The organism is Embleya sp. NPDC020630 (assembly GCF_044334985.1).
GTDB lineage: Bacteria > Actinomycetota > Actinomycetes > Streptomycetales > Streptomycetaceae > Embleya.
This window is the reverse complement of sequence record NZ_JBIRUB010000014.1, coordinates 170,645-190,999: the sequence shown is the minus strand read 5'-3', so window position 1 is coordinate 190,999 and position 20,355 is coordinate 170,645. Positions and strand designations below refer to the sequence as shown.

The 20,355-nt window shown below is 70.2% G+C and carries 20 protein-coding genes and 2 pseudogenes; 12 read left to right on the top strand and 10 right to left on the bottom strand.

Going from position 1 to position 20,355, the window contains the following annotated elements; all coding sequences use genetic code 11:
* Positions 1-6: 6 nt before the first annotated feature.
* Both ppdK and ACH4XV_RS35525 read left to right on the top strand, forming a co-directional pair.
* Positions 7-2,724 carry a pyruvate, phosphate dikinase gene (gene ppdK, locus ACH4XV_RS35530; RefSeq protein WP_395796507.1) on the top strand — a complete coding sequence of 906 codons (2,718 nt, stop codon included), beginning with the start codon at positions 7-9 and terminating at the stop codon, positions 2,722-2,724.
* 53 nt (positions 2,725-2,777) lie between these two features.
* Entirely contained in the window at positions 2,778-3,446 is a 669-nt protein-coding gene (locus tag ACH4XV_RS35525) for a helix-turn-helix domain-containing protein (RefSeq protein WP_395796505.1), read from the top strand.
* A gap of 91 nt (positions 3,447-3,537) precedes the next feature.
* On the opposite strand, the gene ACH4XV_RS35520 is transcribed toward ACH4XV_RS35525, so the two are convergent.
* Positions 3,538-4,050 carry a universal stress protein gene (locus ACH4XV_RS35520; protein ID WP_395796503.1) on the bottom strand — a complete coding sequence of 171 codons (513 nt, stop codon included), beginning with the start codon at positions 4,048-4,050 and terminating at the stop codon, positions 3,538-3,540.
* 73 nt (positions 4,051-4,123) lie between these two features.
* Positions 4,124-4,654, bottom strand: coding sequence for an HPP family protein (locus ACH4XV_RS35515; protein ID WP_395796501.1), 531 nt, complete (start codon positions 4,652-4,654; stop codon positions 4,124-4,126).
* A 249-nt stretch (positions 4,655-4,903) separates the two neighbouring features.
* Here ACH4XV_RS35515 and ACH4XV_RS35510 point away from each other — a divergent pair, with 249 nt between their 5' ends.
* From ACH4XV_RS35510 to ACH4XV_RS35495, 4 genes are all read left to right on the top strand, one after another.
* A complete protein-coding gene (locus ACH4XV_RS35510) occupies positions 4,904-5,788 on the top strand; it encodes a universal stress protein (RefSeq protein WP_395796499.1) in 885 nt (294 codons plus the stop codon).
* A gap of 50 nt (positions 5,789-5,838) precedes the next feature.
* A complete protein-coding gene (locus tag ACH4XV_RS35505) occupies positions 5,839-6,399 on the top strand; it encodes a hypothetical protein (protein ID WP_395796497.1) in 561 nt (186 codons plus the stop codon).
* Between the two features lie 188 nt (positions 6,400-6,587).
* Complete coding sequence (locus ACH4XV_RS35500; protein ID WP_395796496.1) at positions 6,588-6,821, top strand: MBL fold metallo-hydrolase RNA specificity domain-containing protein; 234 nt, start codon at positions 6,588-6,590, stop codon at positions 6,819-6,821.
* A 38-nt stretch (positions 6,822-6,859) separates the two neighbouring features.
* Positions 6,860-9,244: a glycoside hydrolase family 65 protein gene (locus tag ACH4XV_RS35495; RefSeq protein WP_395796494.1), complete on the top strand. Its 2,385-nt coding sequence runs from the start codon at positions 6,860-6,862 to the stop codon at positions 9,242-9,244.
* Positions 9,245-9,257: 13 nt separating this feature from the next.
* Here the strand turns inward: ACH4XV_RS35495 and ACH4XV_RS35490 are convergent, their stop codons facing one another.
* Positions 9,258-9,599, bottom strand: coding sequence for an SHOCT domain-containing protein (locus ACH4XV_RS35490; protein WP_395796492.1), 342 nt, complete (start codon positions 9,597-9,599; stop codon positions 9,258-9,260).
* Positions 9,600-9,899: 300 nt separating this feature from the next.
* Between ACH4XV_RS35490 and ACH4XV_RS35485 the strand changes: the two genes are divergently transcribed.
* Together ACH4XV_RS35485 and ACH4XV_RS35480 are read left to right on the top strand one after the other, a co-directional pair.
* Positions 9,900-10,412: an HPP family protein gene (locus ACH4XV_RS35485; RefSeq protein ID WP_395796491.1), complete on the top strand. Its 513-nt coding sequence runs from the start codon at positions 9,900-9,902 to the stop codon at positions 10,410-10,412.
* A 63-nt stretch (positions 10,413-10,475) separates the two neighbouring features.
* Positions 10,476-10,904, top strand: coding sequence for a DUF5994 family protein (locus ACH4XV_RS35480; RefSeq protein ID WP_395796489.1), 429 nt, complete (start codon positions 10,476-10,478; stop codon positions 10,902-10,904).
* On the opposite strand, the gene adhE is transcribed toward ACH4XV_RS35480, so the two are convergent.
* From adhE to ACH4XV_RS35455, 5 genes and pseudogenes are all read right to left on the bottom strand, one after another.
* Positions 10,858-13,536 (bottom strand): bifunctional acetaldehyde-CoA/alcohol dehydrogenase, encoded by a 2,679-nt coding sequence (gene adhE, locus ACH4XV_RS35475; protein WP_395796487.1) that lies wholly within the window; start codon positions 13,534-13,536, stop codon positions 10,858-10,860. The genes ACH4XV_RS35480 and adhE overlap by 47 nt on opposite strands.
* A 111-nt stretch (positions 13,537-13,647) precedes the next feature.
* Positions 13,648-13,878: pseudogene (locus ACH4XV_RS35470) on the bottom strand (hypothetical protein); the annotation flags it as partial.
* 232 nt (positions 13,879-14,110) lie between these two features.
* Positions 14,111-14,527 (bottom strand): universal stress protein, encoded by a 417-nt coding sequence (locus ACH4XV_RS35465; RefSeq protein WP_395796553.1) that lies wholly within the window; start codon positions 14,525-14,527, stop codon positions 14,111-14,113.
* A gap of 102 nt (positions 14,528-14,629) precedes the next feature.
* Positions 14,630-14,683, bottom strand: a pseudogene (locus tag ACH4XV_RS35460) (hypothetical protein); the annotation flags it as partial.
* 132 nt (positions 14,684-14,815) lie between these two features.
* Positions 14,816-16,009 (bottom strand): Acg family FMN-binding oxidoreductase, encoded by a 1,194-nt coding sequence (locus ACH4XV_RS35455; RefSeq protein ID WP_395796485.1) that lies wholly within the window; start codon positions 16,007-16,009, stop codon positions 14,816-14,818.
* 216 nt (positions 16,010-16,225) lie between these two features.
* Between ACH4XV_RS35455 and ACH4XV_RS35450 the strand changes: the two genes are divergently transcribed.
* From ACH4XV_RS35450 to ACH4XV_RS35435, 4 genes are all read left to right on the top strand, one after another.
* Positions 16,226-16,375 (top strand): hypothetical protein, encoded by a 150-nt coding sequence (locus tag ACH4XV_RS35450; RefSeq protein ID WP_395796483.1) that lies wholly within the window; start codon positions 16,226-16,228, stop codon positions 16,373-16,375.
* Between the two features lie 191 nt (positions 16,376-16,566).
* A complete protein-coding gene (locus ACH4XV_RS35445; protein ID WP_395796481.1) occupies positions 16,567-17,601 on the top strand; it encodes a zinc-dependent alcohol dehydrogenase family protein in 1,035 nt (344 codons plus the stop codon).
* 102 nt (positions 17,602-17,703) lie between these two features.
* A complete protein-coding gene (locus ACH4XV_RS35440) occupies positions 17,704-18,123 on the top strand; it encodes a CBS domain-containing protein (protein ID WP_395796479.1) in 420 nt (139 codons plus the stop codon).
* A 184-nt stretch (positions 18,124-18,307) separates the two neighbouring features.
* On the top strand, positions 18,308-19,018 hold the full coding sequence (locus ACH4XV_RS35435; protein ID WP_395796477.1) for a potassium channel family protein: 711 nt from the start codon (positions 18,308-18,310) through the stop codon (positions 19,016-19,018).
* Between the two features lie 357 nt (positions 19,019-19,375).
* Here the strand turns inward: ACH4XV_RS35435 and ACH4XV_RS35430 are convergent, their stop codons facing one another.
* Together ACH4XV_RS35430 and ACH4XV_RS35425 are read right to left on the bottom strand one after the other, a co-directional pair.
* Positions 19,376-19,537, bottom strand: a complete 162-nt coding sequence (locus ACH4XV_RS35430) for a hypothetical protein (protein WP_395796475.1) — start codon at positions 19,535-19,537, stop codon at positions 19,376-19,378.
* A gap of 174 nt (positions 19,538-19,711) precedes the next feature.
* Positions 19,712-20,200 (bottom strand): hydrogenase maturation protease, encoded by a 489-nt coding sequence (locus tag ACH4XV_RS35425; protein WP_395796473.1) that lies wholly within the window; start codon positions 20,198-20,200, stop codon positions 19,712-19,714.
* Positions 20,201-20,355: the final 155 nt, after the last annotated feature.

Genomic DNA, 20,355 nt, shown 5'->3' with positions numbered 1-20,355 from the left:
CCGGCCATGACCACCGCGTACGTGTACGACTTCACCGAAGGCTCCCGCGAACAGGCCGGGTTGCTCGGCGGCAAGGGTGCGAACCTCGCCGAGATGACCCGGCTCGGACTCCCGGTGCCGCCGGGCTTCACCGTCGGCACCGACGCCTGCCGGGCCTTCCTGCGCACCGGACGCGTGCCCGAGGGACTGGAGGAGGAGATCGACGCCCACCTCGCCCGCCTGGAGCAGGCCATGGGGCGGCGCCTGGGCCACGCCGACGACCCGCTCCTGGTCTCGGTGCGCTCCGGTGCGCGGTTCTCCATGCCCGGGATGATGGACACGATCCTCGACGTCGGACTCAACGACGCCTCGGTGCTCGGCCTCGCCAAGGCCACCGGCCGCGAGCGCTTCGCCTGGGACTCCTATCGGCGCCTGGTCCAGATGTACGGCGCCACAGTCCTCGGCATCGATGCCGCCCGCTTCGAGGCCGTGCTGACCCGGCGCCGGCGAGAAGTCGGCGCCGACGACGACCTGGGTCTGGACACCCGTCAACTCGCGGAAACGGTGCGCGAGTTCCAGGGAATCATCCACGAGGCGACGGGTGAGGAGTTTCCGCAGGACCCGCGCGAGCAGCTGCGCCGCGCGGTGGTGGCCGTGTTCGAGTCGTGGAACGGCGAACGCGCCGCGGTCTACCGTCGCCGCGAGCACATCCCGGACGACCTCGGCACCGCCGTGAACATCCAGGCCATGGTCTTCGGCAACCTGGGGCCCGACTCCGGCTCGGGCGTCGCGTTCACCCGCGACCCGGGTACCGGCCGACCGGGTGCCTACGGCGACTACCTGCCCGACGCGCAGGGCGAGGACGTGGTCTCGGGCGTGCGCGACGCCCTCGCGCTCGACGAGTTGGAGCGCCTGGACCCGGACTCGTACGGCCGACTGCGTACGCATCTGGCCCTCCTGGAGGCGCACTACCGCGACCTGTGCGACGTCGAGTTCACCGTGGAGCGCGGCCGGCTGTGGGTGTTGCAGACCAGGGTCGGCAAACGCACCCCCGAAGCCGCGTTCCGGATCGCCTGCGCGCTCGTGGACGAGGGCGTGATCACCTGGCCCGAGGCCCTGTCCCGGGTCGACGCCGGGCAACTCGACCACCTCACCTTCCCGCGCTTCGACGCGGGCCCCGACACCCCGGCCCTCGCGCACGGCGTACCGGCCTCGCCCGGAGCCGCGGTCGGCGCCGTCGTCTTCGATGTCGCCGAAGCGGTACGCCGGGCCGAAATCGGCGAGCACGTGGTGCTGGTCCGCCACGAGACCAGCCCCGACGACCTGCCCGGCATGATCGCCGCCGAAGCGGTCCTCACCGGCCGCGGCGGCAAGACCAGCCACGCGGCGGTGGTCGCCCGCGGCATGGGCAAGGTGTGTGTATGCGGCGCGGCCGACCTCGACATCGACCCGGAGCGGCGCCGGTTCACCGCCGCCGACGGGACCGTGGTCGAAGAGGGCACCGTCGTCTCCGTGGACGGCACCGCCGGCACCGTGCACCTCGGCGCGCTGCCGCTGGTGGCCTCCCCGGTCACCCACTACCTGGAGACCGGCACCCGATCGGACGGCATCGTCGACGCCGTCGCCCGCTGCCTCGAACACGCCGACCAGATCCGCCGGATGGACGTCCTGGCCAACGCGGACACCCCCGAGGACGCGGCCCGCGCCCGCCGCTACGGAGCGCACGGCATCGGCCTGTGCCGCACCGAACACATGTTCCTGGGCGAGCGTCGCCGCCTGATCGAGGACATGATCCTGGCCCGCACCGACGCCGACCGCGACGCCGCTCTGGGAGCCCTTCTCCCGCTCCAACGCGACGACTTCATCGGCATCCTCGCCGCCATGGACGCACTGCCGGTCACCATCCGCCTGATCGACCCGCCGCTCCACGAATTCCTGCCCGACCACACCGAATCAGCGGTGCGCATAGCCCGCGCACACGCGCTGGGGCAACAACCCGACCCGCGCGATCTGCGCCTGCACGAGGCCGGCGAACTGCTCCACGAGGAGAACCCGATGCTGGGCCTGCGCGGCGTACGCCTCGCGCTCGCCGTACCGGGTCTGATCGCCACCCAGGTCCGCGCGATCGCCGAGGCCGTCGTCGCCCGCGTGCGGGCCGGCGGCGATCCGCGAGCGGAGATCATGATCCCGCTCGTGGCCACCGCGGCGGAACTGCGCATCGCGCGCGCCGAGGTCGAACGGGTGCTCGCCGAGGTCCGCGAACGCACCGGAGTCGACGTGCGCTGCCCGATCGGCACCATGATCGAACTGCCCAGGGCCGCGCTGACCGCCGACGAGATCGCCCGCTCGGCCGACTTCTTCTCCTTCGGCACCAACGACCTGACCCAGACCACCTGGGGCCTGTCCCGCGACGACGCCGAGGCATCCTTCCTCGCCGCCTATCTCGAACGCGGCATCCTGCCCGTCTCCCCGTTCGAGACCATCGACCGCGACGGCGTCGGCGACCTGGTGCGCACCGGCGTCGACCGGGGCCGCGCCACCCAACCGAGCCTGCGCATCGGCGTATGCGGAGAACACGGCGGCGACCCCGACTCGATCCACTTCTTCGACGCGTGCGGCATCGACTACATCTCCTGCTCGCCGTACCGCCTCCCCGGCGCCCGCCTGGAGGCCGCCCGCGCCGCGATCGACGCACACCGCACCGACCGCACCGCATCCACATACCCCGCATCCGACCCCGACTGAGCGGCACCCGGCACGTTCGAGCCGGCGCGACGGACCGTCGTGAAGGAGGACCGATGGACAACGAAACGGCAGGTACCCGCCTTCCCGACATGGTCGACATACCCCGCAACATCCGACGCCGGCGCGAACAACTGGGCATGACCCGGGCACAGGTCTGTGCCCGGGCCGGCCTGCCCCCGAAGTGGCTCGTGGACCTCGAGATCGGCGACGCCCCGTTGACTCGCGCCACCCTCGGCATCCTGGCGGCGGCGCTGAAGACCAACGTCGGCGCCCTGATGTCCGGCGCGTTCGACGCGCCGGAAGCCGGCGTACCCGACACCCGCAGCCTGATCGCGATGAGCGAGAAGGAGTGCTACGCCCGTCTCGCCACGCACGAGGTGGGCCGGCTCGCCGGAAACCTGCACCACACACCGTGGGTACTGCCCGTCAACTACGTGCTCGACGGTAACGAGATCGTCTTCACCACCGACCCCGACTCCCCGCTCGCCCACGTCCGGGGAACGACGGCCTTCGAGGTGGATGACGTGGACCGCTACGCCCGACTGGGCTGGAGCGTCCTGGTCGTCGGCGTGGTCGAACCCGTCACCGACCCCGTCGAGATCGCCCGGCTCACCGAAGCCGGCGCCGGCACATGGCCTGCCCGCCGCGAAGAACTGTGGTTGCGTATCCACCCCGGCCGGGTGACCGGACGCCGCCTGCGCCCGGGCCCCGCGCGGCGGTGAAGCGTGCCGGGGGAGACGGACCCCGGGGACGTAGTGCACGCGCGACTGCCCGAGCCTGGAGCAGGCTCGGGCAGTCGGTTGATGTGCGAGGTCAGGCGTCCGACGCGGGGACGAACACCACCGGGGTGGCGCTGTGGCGCAGGCAGTACAGCCCGGTGGGACCGGGGATCGTGGGGCATTCGATGCCGCTGGTGCCCAGGACGAGCAACCGGGCATCTCGTGCGCGAGCGACCAGGACCTCCCCGGCGCTGCCGTGAAGTGGAGTGGCCACGATGCGCTCCGGCGGGATCGGCACCCGCACCAGGTTGGCCAGCGCGTGCTCCAAGCGCTCGCGGGCCACGGACAGCGGCGCGTCCGGCCGATCCAGGGTCGGCAGTTCCGGGTCGGCGTCCGTCCACGCCGCGACCACGTCCAGGACGACGCCGAGCTCGGCGGCCTCCCGTGCGGCCCACCGCAACGCGATCGCGGACCCGTACGAGCCGTCCAGGCCGACCACGATCCGGCCCTTCGGGTGGTTCTGCGTGCCCTTCTCGGCGGGCGCTTCGCCCTGTCGGGAGGCCGCGCCCGTCGTGTCCCGGTCGAAACGGATGTCGAGGGATTCCATGTCGAGTTCTCCTTCGGGTGGTCCTGGTGGTCTCGGTTGCGGGACGGCGGACGTCGTGCTCCGGGCAGGCCGATCAGGAGCGGCGCGAGGGGGGAAGCACCGGTTCCAACCGGAACAGCACGGGGCCGTGATCCCGGGGGCCGTGCGGCGACGTACGTCCGGCGAGGGCCGAGACGAGGTCGCGGGCGGTCACCAGACCCACCAGGGTGTCGTTGTCGTCGGTGACGGCGACCGCGTCCACCGCGTGCTCGGTCATCACCTCGGCCGCCTCGGCGAGCCCGGCGGAGATCGACACCTGCGGTTGCACGCTGCCGGGCAGGAGCTCGCTCACGTACCGCTCGGAGAGCGAGATCGCCGGAAGCGCACACGCCACCGCGAGTTCGCCGCGCTCCAACAACCCCACGCAGCGACCGTCCTCGTCCACGACGGGCAGGTGGTGGAATCCGGTGCGCTGGATCAACTCCCAGGCCATCAAAAGGGATTCGTCGCCGAGCACGGTGAGCAAAGCTGTGCTCATCACGTCGGCCACGCTCCGCTCCCGTACCGCCTCCTCCGTGGGGAGGGTGGATACCGTCTGCGGGGCGGGTCCGCTGCTGGTCCTCATCGCGTTCGCCTCCTGTGGCTCCGGGGCCCGCGATCGCGCGGTTCGCCCTGTCTCCACCATCGAGCCTTCGCAACCCCCGGCACAGGGCCGGTGGGGGTGGTCGACCGGGCCGAAGGTCCCGGTCCCGCGGTACCGGGCAGCCCTGTATCCGCCGGTCGAGCGGGCGCACGCTGAGGGTGAGGGGCCGACCGGATGTCGCCAACCCGACTCCGCCGCCCGAGACGTCGTTCGGCGACGATTGGACAAGTCATGAGCACCGGAACCCATCTCCCCGACCTCGGGATCCTGGTCGGCTACGACGGCTCGCCCGGAGGTGAGCGCGCGCTCGTGTGGGGTGCCCGCGCCGCCGCCGACGCGAAGACGCCGCTTTACTTGACGATGGTCGTCCCGGAAGCCGCTCTCGGCGGCCACGCCCGCACGGACGAGGTCCGCAGGGGAGCCCGGGCCCTCCTTGACGAGGCTGCGGCCCGAAGCCGCGCGGCGCACCCCCACCTGGCGGTCGAGACCTCACTGGCCGAGGGACCCGCCGCGGACGCGATCCTGGAAGCGAGCCGGCGGGCGGAGACGATCGTGGTGGGCACGCGCGGCCACGGAGGGTTCGCGGGCCTGCTGCTCGGATCGGTTTCCCTTCGGGTGTGCGCGCACACGACCTGTCCGGTGGTGGTCGTGCCCGAGGAGGCCGACGAGGTGGACACCCCGAGCGTCGTCGTGGGCGTCGCGGATCACAGCGACACGCCGGCGGTCGAGTTCGCCGTGGAGCGCGCCCGGCTCATCGGCGGCAGGGTGATCCCCGTCCACGTGTGGACCCTGACGATGGCGGGCTACTTCCCGGGCGTGGTGGCGCCGCTGCTCGGCGACCCGCTGGACATGGCGGCCACCCACGACCACCTGCTGACCGAAATCCTGGCGCCGATCCGGGCCGAGGCGCCGGACGTCACGATCGAGGCGATGGTCACCACCGGGGCGCCCGCCTACGCGCTGATCGGCGTCGCCGCGCACGCGGATCTGCTGGTGGTCGCCGCCCACCGCGCCCACGGCCCCTTCCCGATGCGCCTCGGCCCCACCACCCACGCGGTACTCCACCACGCGTCCTGCCCGGTGGCTGTCGTGCCGATACCCGCGACCGCGTCATGAGGGGCCCGAGGCCGCGAGCGTTGGGAACGTTCGCACGAGGGCGACGCCGGATGCGCGCCCTCCTCGGCCGTGAGCCGCTGTATCGGCGCTGCGACGTCACGCACCTGCGGTCCACGCTCGCGTTGACGATCCTGGCCCTGATCCTGGTGCCGCTGGTCGTCCTGGCGGCCGTTCATGTCCAGATCCGCTCCGGCGAGACGGCTCGTAGCCGCGAACTCGCGCACAAGCACCGGGTTTCCGCCGTGTTGTCGATCAAGCCGCCCACCGTGGCCAGGCCCGGCGCCGAGACGGTGGCGGCCAATGTGAGCTGGGTCGCAGCCGATGGCACGACCCACACCGGCGTCGCGCAGGTGCCGCTCGGCACAGCGGCGGGCGGCACGACCGGCGTCTGGCTCGACGCCGAGGGCCGGCCCACCACACCCCCACCCACCCACGACGCGATCGTCGTCGACGCGATCGCTGTCGGGATGCTCGCGTTCGCCGCGTCATTCATGGTCACGGTCGGGGCATTCGGCGTGGAGCAGCTGCTGATCTCCCGCCGGCGAGCCCGCGACTGGGAGCGGGAGTGGGCGGTCGTGGAGCCGACGTGGACCGGCCGCATCGAGCACTGAGCGCACGAGGACCGACGATCGGAGCACGACATGCGAGCCGCACCGGCCTCCGGCATGGCCACCGGTGGCCGCGTCGTGCACCACCGCGCGAGCTGCTTCCCGACCCGCGCAACACCGTGCTGATCGTCGGGTTCGCCGCCCGCGGCACGCGAGCGCGCGACTTGGTGGAAGGCGCGCGTACCCTGAAGATGTTCGGCACCTACGTACCGGTCCGCGCCGAGGTGGTGGACATTCCCGGCCTGTCCGCCCACGCGGACGCCGACGGGATCATCCGATGGTTGCGGGGCGCACCCGCCCCGAACACCTCCTACCTCGTGCACGGCGAGCCGGAAGGCGCCCAGGCACTGCGGGGCCGACTCGACGCGGAACTGGGCTGGATGGCCGTCGTGCCTCGCCCGGGAGAACGGGTATTGATCCGATGAGCAGACCCAGATGCCCACGGCCGCAAGATCCCTGGACTTTGGCATTCCAAGGCTACGAAGCCCAAGACGAGGGCCGGAGAGAGGCGCTGTGCGCGGTCGGCAACGGCTATCTGGTGACCCGAGGGGCCGCGCCGGAGTCGCGTGCCGACGGGATCCACTACCCGGGTACCTATCTCGCCGGTCGCTACGATCGGGTGGTCTCGACAATCGACGGTCGTCGGGTGGAGAACGAGGATCTGATCAATTGCCCGAACTGGCTGCCGATCACCTTCCGAGCCGGCGGCGTGACCGGATGGTTCGGCGAGGACCCCTCGACGCGGATCGTGTCCCAGCGCCTGGAACTCGACCTGCGCCGGGGAGTACTGACACGGGACGCGCTGGTCGTCGACGCGGCCGACCAGCGCACGCGCCTGCGGCAACGGCGATTCGTCAGTCTCGCCGAACCGCACATCGCGGCCCTGGAGACGGTGCTGACCCCGGAGAACTGGTCGGGCCCGCTGCACGTGCGCGCGGCGCTGGACGGCACTGTCGCCAACACCGGAGTCGCCCGCTACCGGGATCTGGTCGGTCGCCACCTGACTCCGACCGGGCAGGGGTGCGAGAAGGAGGCCCTGTGGTTGTGTGTGCACGCCCTTGGATCCCCTCTGCACATCGCGGTGGCGGCGCGCATCGGCCTCCTCCTCGACGGTGCGACCGTCGACGTCGAGTCCGAACCCGAGTCACTCCCCGGCCGACCAGGGCGGATCTTCACCGTCGAAGCCGTCGCACGGCAGTCACTGACCATGGACAAGACGGTGGCCGTATATACCTCCAAGGACCCGGCCGTCGGCGATCCACGGACCACGGCCCTGCGCGCGCTCTCGCGAACGGGCTCCTTCGACACCCTGCTGCGCGACCACGTCACCCGCTGGGCACAACTGTGGCGCCGATTCCGCACCGAAGCGGAGTTCACCGACCGCGCCGGCGAGGACAACACCCTTCACCTGCACCTGTTTCACACCGCGCAGACCTACTCCGAACACACCGTCGACCTCGATGCCGGAATGCCGGCCCGCGGCTGGCACGGCGAGGGATATCGCGGACACGTCTTCTGGGACGAACTGTTCGTGCTGCAAACGCTCAACCTGCGTACGCCGCAGATCAGCCGCGCCGTGCTGCGATACCGATACCGGCGCCTGGACGCCGCCAGACAGGCCGCCGCGGACATCGGCGTGCGCGGGGCCATGTACCCGTGGCAGAGCGCCGCCGACGGCACCGAGCAGGCCCCGAGCACACACCTCAACCCGATGTCCGGACGGTGGCTCCCCGATCGCACACACCTGCAACGCCATGTCGGCCTGGCCGTCGCCTACAACACGTGGCAGTACTACCAGGCCACCGGTGACATCGACTTCCTCGACACGTCCGGCACGGAAATGTTGCTGGAGATCGCCCGCTTCTGGGCCGACACCGCCCGGTACGACCCCGCGTTGGAGCGCTACCGGATCCGCGGCGTGATGGGTCCCGACGAGTATCACGACGCCTACCCGTGGGCCGACCACCCCGGCATCGACGACAACACCTACACAAACGTGCTCGCGGCGTGGGTACTGTCCCGCGCGCTCGACGCACTCGACGCGCTGCCCGGCTACCGACGCGACGAGTTGACCGAACGCCTCGACCTGACCCACGACGAATTCGACGGATGGCGGAAGGTCGCCCGTCGCCTCCACATCCCCTTCCACGACGGCGTGCCCAGTCAATTCGCCGGATACGAGCGCCTCGCCGAACTGGACTGGCGGCACTACCGCCGGCGATACCCGAACAATCGACGCCTGGACCGCATCCTGGAGGCCGAGGGCGACAGCGTGAACCGCTACAAGGCGTCCAAACAGGCCGACGTGCTGATGCTCTACTACCTGTTCCCCGCCCGGGAGATCCGCGCGCTGTTGCGAAGCCTCGGTTATCCGGCGGCGCACGAGATGACACAGCGCACCGTCGAGTACTACCGGGCCCGAACCGTGCACGGATCGACGCTCAGCTCGGTGGTGCACGCGTGGGTGCTGGCCCGCACCGATCGCCGGCGATCGTGGCGATTCTTTCGCGACGCTCTGGGCGGTGACGTCCACGACGTCCAAGGAGGAACCACCGCCGAAGGCATCCACCTCGGTGCCATGGCCGGGACGGTGGACCTGATGCAACGCTGCTACACCGGACTGGATACGCGTGGTGACGTCCTGTGGCTCGATCCTCGCCTCCCCGCGCGCTTGCGTCGACTGGAGGTCGAACTGCGCTACCGCGGGCACTGGGGCGTGGTGGTCGAGGTGGACCGGCGGGAAGTGACCGTGAGCCTGCGCCCGGGACAGGGCGGTCCGGTCCCGATCGGGTTCCGCGGCTCGGTGGTCGAGATCCCGCCCGGTGGCAGCGCTACGTTCACTCTCTGACGCACATGCGGTGTCAACCGCCCGGCGTGTCCGAATCGCCACGGCCACGGCCCTCGCCTCCGCGCGGGGCGTGCGCACCGGTGGTCAGGACCGCCAAGCGCTCGCGGTATTCGTCGGTGTCGATCTCGCCCCGGGCGTAGCGCTGGGCCAATACCTCGGTTGCCGACGGAGCGGCCGGCTCCGAGGGGCCGCGGCCGTGTGAGGCGCCGCGTGCCAGGAACCACACCACCGCGACGATCGCCGCGATCAGGAGCAGCATCATCACCGACCCCCACACCCAGGTCCAGCCGTCGTCCTCGTACATGTGCCCCACGTGGCGCGCGGGCGCCACCGCCAGGGTCGGAAGCACTTCCATCGCCCTCACCTTCCTCGGTTGCCGAACCGGCTTCCGCTTTCATGGTGCGTCGAATGCTCGACGAACGCCGGAGCCGACCGGCCCACTCGACGGGGCCGATCGACCCTTGTGAGGAGATTTCGCCGCGTCGGACGGTGGGGGGTGAGAGCGCATCCGCCTGCGCGCGAGGACGAGGCGGATCCACCTGTCGCCGGGGGGACGCCTCGGGCGGACGGATCGACGGAGAGCGATGTGAACTCCGCAAGGACGCAGACGACGGAACCGAAGCGGGTCTCGACGCCACACGATTCGATTCCCCGGGTGAGCGAGGTCATGAGCGCGCCGGTTGCGTACGTGGCCCTCACCGACACCCCGCGCAGAGCCCACGAGTTGATGCTCGCGCTCGGACTGCGCCATCTCGTTGTGGTCGACCCGGGCAACGGCGAGGCCGTGGGGGTGCTCCGTGACCGGGATCTCGCCGAACCGCGGGCGCTGCACCGCTGCCGGCATCTGGGGTGGGGCCCCCGTACCGTCACCGAGCTCCTGCGGCGGTGCGTGCCGATCGTGCGACCGGAGATCGACGTGCTCACCGCCATCGAAAGCATGCTCGACGCGGGCGTCGACGCGCTGGTCGTCTCCGGTCGATCCCGACTGCCGCTCGGTATCGTCACCAACCACGACCTGGCACGTGTCCTGACTCGGATCCACGACGAGGTTGCGGCGGGATGCCCTCCGGACGGCGGGGTCCATCGCAGGTCCGGTGGGTACCCGGCGCGCGCTTCTTGTTCCGACCGCCCTGGGGCTAGCGTGGAGGGAACGAAAGCGACGTCGTGAGAACGCCGGCACTTGCGCCGACCGAGTTCGGAAGCGCGTGTCCGGTCGGGTAGGCGAATTCCCATGCTGACGGTGACGGTGACGGAGGCGGATGGCCCCGCGCGTTTGACGATGTTCGCGTGCGGTGGTGGCAGGAGCGATGAGCTGGACGGGGTGTGGTGGCCGCACTCACGGGCGACTGTCGAGGAACTGGCGGCGCTGTTCACGGCGATGGAATCCGTGGGTTCCTATTCGCGAGCGACGCTCGACCGCACCCTGTGGCCCGGCCCGCCCCGGCCGTTCCGGATCACCGGACTCGGCCGGGTGGTGCGTTGGGGCGGGTTCGTGGCCGGGCAGGATCCCCACCGGGTCGAGCTCTTCTCACTGATCGACCCTTTTCGGGAACTGCTTGTGGTGCCACCGGAAACACCGCCCCGGGTCGCGGCCCACGGACCGCCGGGACTGCCTACGACACGGAGGCCGGCGCCGTGCCGTAGTAGGCGTCGCGCATGAGGGTGACCATGTCGTCGAGCATCGCCATGCGCGGGTTGGCCGGGGCGCATTGGTCCTCGTAGGCGTTGAGTGCCTGGCGGGGGAGTGCGTCCAGGAATGACTTCTCGTCGATGCCCAGGGCCTGGAACGACGGTTCGATGCCGACACGTTCCCTGAGTCGCTCGACCGCGCCGGCCAGGGACCGTACGCCTTCGGCCGGGGTCGCGGCGGGGAGGTCGAGGGTTCGGGCGATGTCTGCGAAGCGCTCGGGCGCGCGGTAGTGCTCGTACTTGGGCCAGCCGGCGAGCTTGTTGGGAGGGCTGCCGTTGTAGCGGATGACGTGCGGCAGCAGGACGGCGTTGGTGCGGCCGTGGGCCACGTGGAAGGTGGCGCCCAGGGTGTGGGACATGGCGTGGACGATGCCGAGGAAGGCGTTGCCGAAGGCCATGCCCGCGATGGTGCCGGCGTTGTGCATCTTCTCGCGGGCCTCGGGGTTGGCCTGGCGGTCGTTGACCGCGCGTTCGATGTTGTCGAACACGAGCCGGATGGCGTGCAGGGCGAGGCCGTCGGTGAAGTCGTTGGCGTAGACCGAGACGTACGCCTCGATCGCGTGGGTGAGGGTGTCCATGCCGCTGTCGGCGGCCAGAGCGGGTGGCAGTTCCGCGGCGAGGAGCGGGTCCACGATGGCCACGCTCGGGGTGAGGGCGTAGTCGGCCAGCGGGTACTTCTTGCCGGTCGCGGAGTCGGTGATCACGGCGAACGGGGTGACCTCGGCACCGGTGCCGGACGTGGTCGGTACACACACCAGTCGGGCCTTTTCCCCCAGGACGGGGAAGCGGAAGGCGCGCTTGCGGATGTCGAGGAACTTCTGTCGCATGTCGGCGAAGTCGACGTCGGGCTGTTCGTACAGCAGCCACATGACCTTGGCCGCGTCCATGGGGGAGCCGCCGCCGAGGGCGAGGATGGTGTCGGGTCGGAAGGTCCGCATGAGGTCGGCGCCGCGCCGTACCGAGTCGATGCTCGGCTCGGGCAGCACGTCGTCGATGATCTGTATCGTCACCGGCAACTCGCGCGAGTGCAGTACGTGCCGGACCCGGTCGACGTAGCCGAGGCGGGTCATCGTCGCGTCGGTGACGACGGTCACCCGATGCACGTCCGGCATGTCGGCCAGATAGCGGATCGCGTGGGGTTCGAAATAGATCTTGGGCGGGATCTTGAACCACTGCATGTTGTTGCGGCGGGTGCTCACACGTTTGACGTTCAACAGGTTGACGGCCGAGACGTTGTTGGAGGTCGAGGTGCCGCCCCAGGAGCCGCAGCCCAGGGTCAACGAGGGCAGCAGGCCGGTGTAGATGCCGCCGATCGCGCCCTGGGAGGAGGGCGCGTTGACGATGATGCGGGCGGTCTTCATGTGTCGCCCGTAGTCCTCGGCGACGGCTGGATCCTCGGTGTGCACGACGGCGCTGTGTCCCATGCCGTGGAAGGCCACCATGTCGGCGGCGAGCGCGAAGCCGTGTGCGCGCGAGTCGGCGCGCAGCACGGCCAGGACCGGGCACAACTTCTCGCGGGTCAGCGGCTCCTGCGGGCCGACCCGGTCGGCGCGGGCCAGGATCACGGTGGTGTTCGGGGGCACGCTGAAGCCCGCCCGGGCGGCGATCCACGCCGGGCTCTGCCCCACCGCCGCGGGGTTGACGCGAGGTTCACGACCCAGGCTCGCGCTTCCGCTTTCGCTCGTGCCGAAAAGGTAGGTCTCCAGCTTGGTCTTCTCGTGATCGGTGGCCAAGTGGGCGCCCAGGGCGGCGAATTCGGACAAGGCCGCGTCGTGGATGTCCGTGTGCAGGACGACGGCCTGTTCGGAGGCGCAGATCATGCCGTTGTCGAACGCCTTGGACAACACGACGTCGTTGACCGCGCGGCGCAGGTCCACGTCGCGGTCGATGTAGGCGGGTACGTTGCCGGCGCCCACGCCCAGGGCCGGCTTGCCCGCGGAGTAGGCGGCCTTGACCATGCCCTCCCCGCCGGTCGCCAGGATCAGCGCGACCCCGGGGTGGTGCATCAGCGCGGTGGTCGCCTCGATCGAGGGCGTCTCGATCCACTGCACGCAGTGCTCGGGCGCGCCGGCGGCGACGGCCGCGTCACGCACCACCCGGGCGGCCGAGGCGCTGCATCGCTGGGCGGAGGGGTGGAACGCGAAGACGACCGGGTTGCGGCTCTTGAGGGCGATCAACGCCTTGAAGATCACGGTGGCCGTCGGGTTGGTCACCGGGGTGACCGCGCACACCACCCCGACCGGTTCGGCGACCTCGACCATGCCGGTGATCTCGTCCCGGGCGACCACGCCGACCGTCTTGAGGTCGCGCATGCTGTCGGTGGTGTACTCACAGGCGAACATGTTCTTCGCCGCCTTGTCTTCGAAGACGCCCCGACCGGTCTCGTCCACCGCCTCGCGGGCGAGCCGGGTGTGCTGGTCCAAGGCGGCGACGGACGCCTTCTTGACGATGTGGTCGATCTGCTCCTGGGTCAACGCGTCGTAGGCGGCCAGCGCCTTGGTGGCATCGGAGACCAGAGTGTCCACTGCGGCGTCGATGTCGGAAGGGCTCGGGGCTGCGGCGGGGGTGGAAGCAGGTAAGGCCGTGGTGGCGCGGCTGCTCATGACGGGATTTCTCCTTGGTAAGGGTCGGAAGTGGTCCATGGAAGGGCCCGCGAAGTGCGTGTGGCGCGACCCGGTTCGGGTGGCGTGGTCACTTCACGGGCCCGGTTCGCGTCAGTGCGGGTCGCGGGCGTCGGTCCCCCAGGTCCAGTCGCGTACCTCCGGCATGTCCTCGCCGTGTTCGAGGATCCAGGCGTGGTGTCGGGTGCGGGCGTCGACCATGGTCTGGCGTACCGTCGCGGCGCGGGTGCCCAGGCCGGGGATGCGGTCGATGACGCGTTGGTAGCGGTCCATGTCGTTGAGGACGACCATGTCGAACGGGGTCGTCGTGGTGCCGTATTCCTTGGGCTGTATCCGAGTTCGCCGCCCGCCACCACGCGTCGACCATCGTCAGATCCGGTGCCTCGGGAGTCGTCGCCATCGTCATCGCTCGTCTCGTCCTCTCGTCTGTCGCCGTAATCCCGCTCATGCCCACGCTCGCCCTTCACCACATGCGGGGTGAAGGGCCGAACGGCCCTACGGGCAGGGGCCACACGGGGCGACGCCCTGGACAGGAAGGCGGCAATGCCCTCCGACGTCAGTCGTGCGTCGAGGCATCCGTTCTCGGTGCGGCGGGCACGAGGACCAACGGGCAGCGTGCGTGGTGGATCAATCCCTGGCTCACAGAACCCAACAGCATGCCGCGGAAGCCGCCGACTCCGCGCGTGCCCGCGACCAGACACAACGCGTGCTCTGCGGCTTGCACCAAGGTCCGCACGGGATGTCCGACCGCGACCTCGCGACGCACGGGAACATCCGGGTACCTCTCCGCTCGACCGGCGAGCGTTTCGGCCAACCGGATTCGGCCCTCTTCGATCTCCTCGGGCATGGCCGAGGCGCTCATCAGACCCGAGCCAGGCTGTCGGACGTGTATGGCGACGACCGTGGCACCGCGCCGCGCGGCCTCGTCGAAGGCGTACGTTACGGCGGCCTCCGATTGCGAGGAGCCGTCCACGCCGACCACGACCGTAGGCGGGTCCGCAGTCGCGTGTTCGGGTTCGCGGACGATCACGACCGGGCAGGGAGCGTGTGCGGTAACCGGCACCGCGATGCCGCCGGTCGTGAGCAATTCGGTCGCCGTGGACAGTTTGCGTGAGCCCAGGACGATCATCGCCGCATGGTGTGTTCGACCCCGACGGTGATCGGAGCGCGTCCGTCGTACGTGCCCACGATGCCTTCTTTCCCGAAGCCGGTTTTATGTCGGCGCCCGGTGGTGTCGATGACGGTGGAGACTCCACGCCGATCAGGTCCGGCCCGTGCCCGTGCCCGTATCCGTTGCGTTCGGGGTCTTCGTGCCGGCGTCGTCCACAGCCGGCCCCAGTGTCTCTGTGACGGGTCGGCGGGGGGTTGGGGCTCCGGGAGGTCCGTACCCCATCCGCAGCACCATCTGGACATGACCGGGGCCGGTCCGCGGGTCGCGCAGGGTCGCACGGGTATCCGGCCATTCGACGGCCTGATGCAGGACCGACACACGCAAGCCGTGGACGGTCGCCAGCAGCCATACCCGCTCCATGGCCTGCCCCGCACGCAGCCAATCTTCCGGACGGTCGAAGCGTGTGGTCAGGGTGCCCACCTGGGGCAGCGCCTCGAAGCGCTGCGTCGAGGTGGGAAAGGCGGGCGGGTGCCCGGTGAAGGCACGCACCGGCACCCGGGCGTCGTGGTCCTGTGGGCCCAGGGCCGCACGCGGGATGCCGTCGGTGGTGAGTTCCTCGAGGCGCAGCCATGTACGAGTTTCCGCCTGCCGGGCGAGGTCCGCGGCCGTGCGTCGTTCGGCCTCGGCCGTCAGATTCAGTACGCGGCGGGCGTCGGCCTCCTCCAGCACGTCCAAGACCACGCCTTCCGCCGCGGCGGCGGTGATGAGTTCACCGACGACGCGTTCCGGCACGTCACGGTTGGCGAACGGCAGTCGGCTGGAGTGCCGGTCACCGATCGCCGGATAGAGATCCGGACCGTACGGATGCGAGTCGTGGGTGAATCGACTCAGATCGAGGACGGCCGCCGCAGGCGGCTTGCTCCCCTCGGGCAGCAGCGTCACGCGCGGATCCCGGCCCAGTCGTCCGGCGGCGACGCACATGTTGAAGACGGCCGCGCCGACCGAGATGTACAGGGCCCGACCGTCGGGATCGGTGAGCGGAACGGCACGCGTCTTGTCCGCGTACACCATGATCCCGCGACCGTCTCTCGTGGGTCGGAAGTACCACGGTTGGCTGTTGTGGAGTGAGGGTGCCGCACCGCCTGCGGCAGCCAGACACCGCGCGTCGGCGAGACTCAGGGATGTGTTGTCCATATCGATCTCTCCCCACGGCCCATCGGTGCGGCCGGATGCCGGGAACGGCGCGTCGGGGCCGCATTCGCGGGGCCGGCGCCGGCTATGACCAGTTTCGATGATGCGGTGCAGGGACCACAGGGCCGGACGTCCCCGAAGGACCTGGGCCATGAGTCCCACGCGCGATCCGGTGCCATCCGCGACCTCGCGCCCCGCGCGCCGCGATGTCGCCTTCGTCCAGCCGGACGATGTCGCCGGGGACCAGATCCGCGGCGGCCACCTCGCCCTCGGTCCCCGCGCGCACCACGCGCACGGTCGGCACCGACACGTCCGCGGCCGCCGGCTCGTAAGGCACGAGCCGGCGGCAGCCGTACGTCTCTTCGGAACGTGGGCTGTGTCCAGCCGATCGCGCGAAGCGGCCACCCGATGTGCGGCGTCGAGATACCGCTGTGCCACGGCGTCGACGGCGTGGTCTCGGTACACGAGCACATCGCCTACCGCGCCGACGACACCCAGGATTCGTCCGGCGCCATGTGACGCCTTCGAATCCGGCGCTCCTACCGCTTCGCTGCAGCGGGACCGCGGTGAACGACGGCACGGCACGGGATCGCCGACAGGACCTTCGGCCCGGGGGTACGGCACCATCGGCCCTGTGCTCCATCGCCCGCGCCCACGACGCTGGAAGACGAAGGCACAGCGCTCGACCATCCCGCATGGGGGCGAGACTCATGAGCACCGATACCTCTGCGCGTGGGCGCGCGGGGCGATCGTGGGTGGTGACGCGCCCCGGGCCGATCGACACCCATCCCCTCGAACTCGTCGAACACGAGCGTGCGGAGCCGGGCTCGGGGGAGATCCTGGTGCGGGTGGAGGCGTGCGGCGTGTGCCGTACGGATCTGCACCTCGCGGAGGGCGATCTGGCGCCGCACCGGGCGAACACCGTCCCCGGGCACGAAGTGGTGGGCGTCGTGGAGTCCGTCGGCACGCATGCGAGGCGCTTCGTCCCCGGTGACCGCGTCGGCATCGCTTGGCTTCGCCATACCTGTGGGAAATGCCGGCATTGCCGACGCGGCGCCGAGAACCTGTGCCCCGATTCGACGTACACCGGTTGGGACGCGGACGGCGGGTTCGCCGACGTTGCCTCGGTGCCGGAGGACTACGCGTACGCGCTGCCCGCCGATCGTGACGCCGAACACCTGGCGCCGCTGCTGTGCGCGGGCATCATCGGCTACCGGGCCCTGCGGCGCGCCGACCTTCCTCCCGGTGGCAGGCTCGGCATCTACGGGTTCGGCGCGTCGGCCCACCTCGCCGCACAGATCGCCCTGGCGCAGGGCGCGTCCGTCCATGTCATGACCCGATCCGCACAGGCCCGCCGACTGGCGCTGGAACTCGGCGCCGCCACCGCAGGCGACACCTACGAGTCCCCACCCGAACCGCTGGACTCGGCCATCGTTTTCGCCCCCGTCGGCGACGTCGTGCCGGCCGCCTTGGCGGCACTCGACGCTTCCGGAACCGTGGCGGTGGCGGGCATACACCTGACCGACATTCCGTCGCTGAACTACCAGCGGCATCTGTTTCGGGAACGTAATCTGCGCAGCGTCACCGCGAACACCCGCGACGACGGCGTCGAGTTCCTACGCCTGGCGAGGGAGATCGACCTACGCGTGACGACCACCCCCTACCCCATGGCCCGCGCGGACCGCGCGCTCGCCGATCTCGCGGCGGATCGAGTGCACGGCGCGGCGGTCCTGATCGCCGATTGACCCGGAGAATCTCGAACAACCTCGAATCCGAGCAGGTGAATCATGTCCACGACACACGTTCGTCCAGGGCGAGCGACGCCCATTCCGGCGGTTCGAGAGGTGATGCACGGCCCCGTCGTCGCCGTCGCCGGCCACGACACCCTGTGGCAGGCCATGGACCGTATGCTCACGGCCCATCTGCGCCACGTGGCCGTCGTCGACGAGGGCCACGCCGTGGGCTTGCTCAGCGACCGCGACCTCGCGTCGGTGTGGGCTCTCGACCCCCTGGGACTCAAGCACCGCACGGCACGCGACGTGCTCGGACCCGAACCCTGTCTCGTCGCCCCCGACATCGACGTGATCAGCGCGAGCGAGAGACTTCTGGGAGCCGGCCTCGATGCCCTCCTGGTGGTGGACGAGACGGATCACCCCGTGGGCGTACTGACCGACCACGACCTGCTCGACATACTCGTGGGCCTGTACGGGAAGCCCGACGACCACGGGGAGCAGGGCTCTCGTCATCCGAATATGCTTCCCGATTGATCTTCGGCGACGGCGGACGTTCCGACCTCGCGAGTGGCCTGCGCGGTCGTTTAGCATGCGTGGGGGAGTAACCCTCGGTCGTTCCGGCGATGTCCCTACCGTGACGGAGTTCGTGATGCGGGGCTCGAGCGGAGACCAGGAGTCCACGGCGTATCGGCGGTGGGAAGGCGCGATAGTCCCGTGGTTGACTTTCTTGGCGGTCGTTTCGTTGACCACGTTCGTTCTGGGGGAGGCGTTGCAGGCCCGCGGGCGCGCGGTGCTGTGGATCGAGTACGGGGTGTGGGCGGTCTTCCTGACCGACTACCTCGTCAGGCTCGGACTCAGCCGGGACCGTTGGAGATTCGTGCGTGCCCACCCGCTCGACCTTGCCGCGGTCGCGATGCCCGCGACGCGGGTGTTGCGCCTGATCGCGGTGATCGGCCGGGTCGGGGCGGTTGCCCGCGGCGGGCGCACGGGGCGCCTGTTGGCGAGCACGGTCGTGTTGGTCCTCACGATCCTGGTCGCCGGCGCCGCCGCCGTCCTGGAGCCGGAACGCCACGCGTCGGACGCGAACATCACGGGTTACCCGGATGCTCTGTGGTGGGCGATCAGCACGATCACCACTGTCGGGTACGGCGATCTGCACCCCGTCACCACCGAGGGTCGCCTGGTCGGTGCGGTGCTGATGGTGGTGGGCATCGGCATGATGGGCGTGGTCACCGCGACCATCGCCACGCGGTTGATCCTCCCCGAGCAACAGGCCGAGGAACGCCTCGAATACGCGCGCCTCGAGAAACGCCTACGGGGCATGGAGGAGCAACTGCGCCGCCTGAACGATCATTTGGGTACCCATCCTCGGCCCGATTCCGTCGCCGACGTCCCCGCCCGGCAGCCCAACAGCCCTTCCGCGCAGTGAGGATCGAACCGCCTGCGGGTTGTCCCGAACCGGAAAGGCGCGGTCTGTTCGGGTGAGATCACCGCCGCGCGTGGACGCAGCCGTCGATCGACCGGTATGACTGGCCGAAGCCAACCGATCCGTGGATCGGGAGACTTCAACTGTCCGAGCGGTCTGAAACGCCCGGATGGGTTCTCGTCCTGCTGTCGCCGGTGGGGACGGAAGTCCGGACGGCACAGCGTCGAGCAGGTGTAACCGTGTCGCATGCGTCGATGGCTCATGTGGCCAGGAGGGTCTGCGGTAGAACAATCGCGTGGTGTGCGCGGTGGTCGAGATCCTCGGCCGTCTCCGGCCCGGCCGGAGACGGTGGACCGCGTCCTACTGCTGCCGGGTGGTGCGTTGCTGTCCGCTGCGCTCGGGGCCGCTCTGACCGTCCGTGGATGGCGGTCGATCCAATTGGTCGACGAGAGCGAATTGGCGCGTTCCGCACAGCGGGTCCGTGCGGAGTACCGGCTGGTCCTCGTTGACGACACGGCTCACCTGGTATCCCTGCTGAGAGAACGTGCCCAAGAGGCACGGCGATTCTCCGACTTGACGCCTCGTGAGCAGCAGGTGCTCTGTGCCCTACTCGCCGGTTTCTCGGCAGCCGAGATCGCGGAAAGAGACCACATGTACGCCGCGTGTGAGGAGCGTACGGGGCAATTCCCGGATCGCTCAGTCGGCACACGAGCCGACTTCTCGCGAGATTCGCCGCGCGAGGGGTTCCACCGCCGCCGCCACGGCGCCGGTCATGCCCTTCCCCGGGCCGGTGTCGGCGCTCTCGACCGCATAGACGACCAAGCGCCCGGGCAAGCGGTCCAATACGCGGGCGAGTTCGACGGCTTCTCCGAGGCCGAGACCGTGAGAACTCGTCGTATCGCCGGAAGCGGGCAACCGCTCCGCGTCCAGTACCAGGCGGTGCACGCGCCCCGGCCGTCCGGGGTGGGCGTGGGCCGCGTCGACCACGACGGCGAGATCGGCGTCTTCCCACAGTGCGATCAGCCGAGCGGGATCGCCATCGCACGTGCGCAAGGAGACACCGGCCGGCAGCGGAGGCACGGTGGCCTGCTCGGCCAAGCGGGCCACGACCGCCCATCCCACGCCGTCATCGCGCCGATACTCGTTGCCGACGCCGATGACGACGATTCGTACGCTCACGTCCATGACGCCTTCCCTCCCCGATACGCCCTCCCGATGGCCGGCCCTGACCCGACAGAGGCCCGAACGAGGGAACGATTGGCCCACCCGGACCAGGCATGATGACGTCAAGTCACAGACAGCACACGTATCGCGACGATACTGATGTGGGATCGGGATCG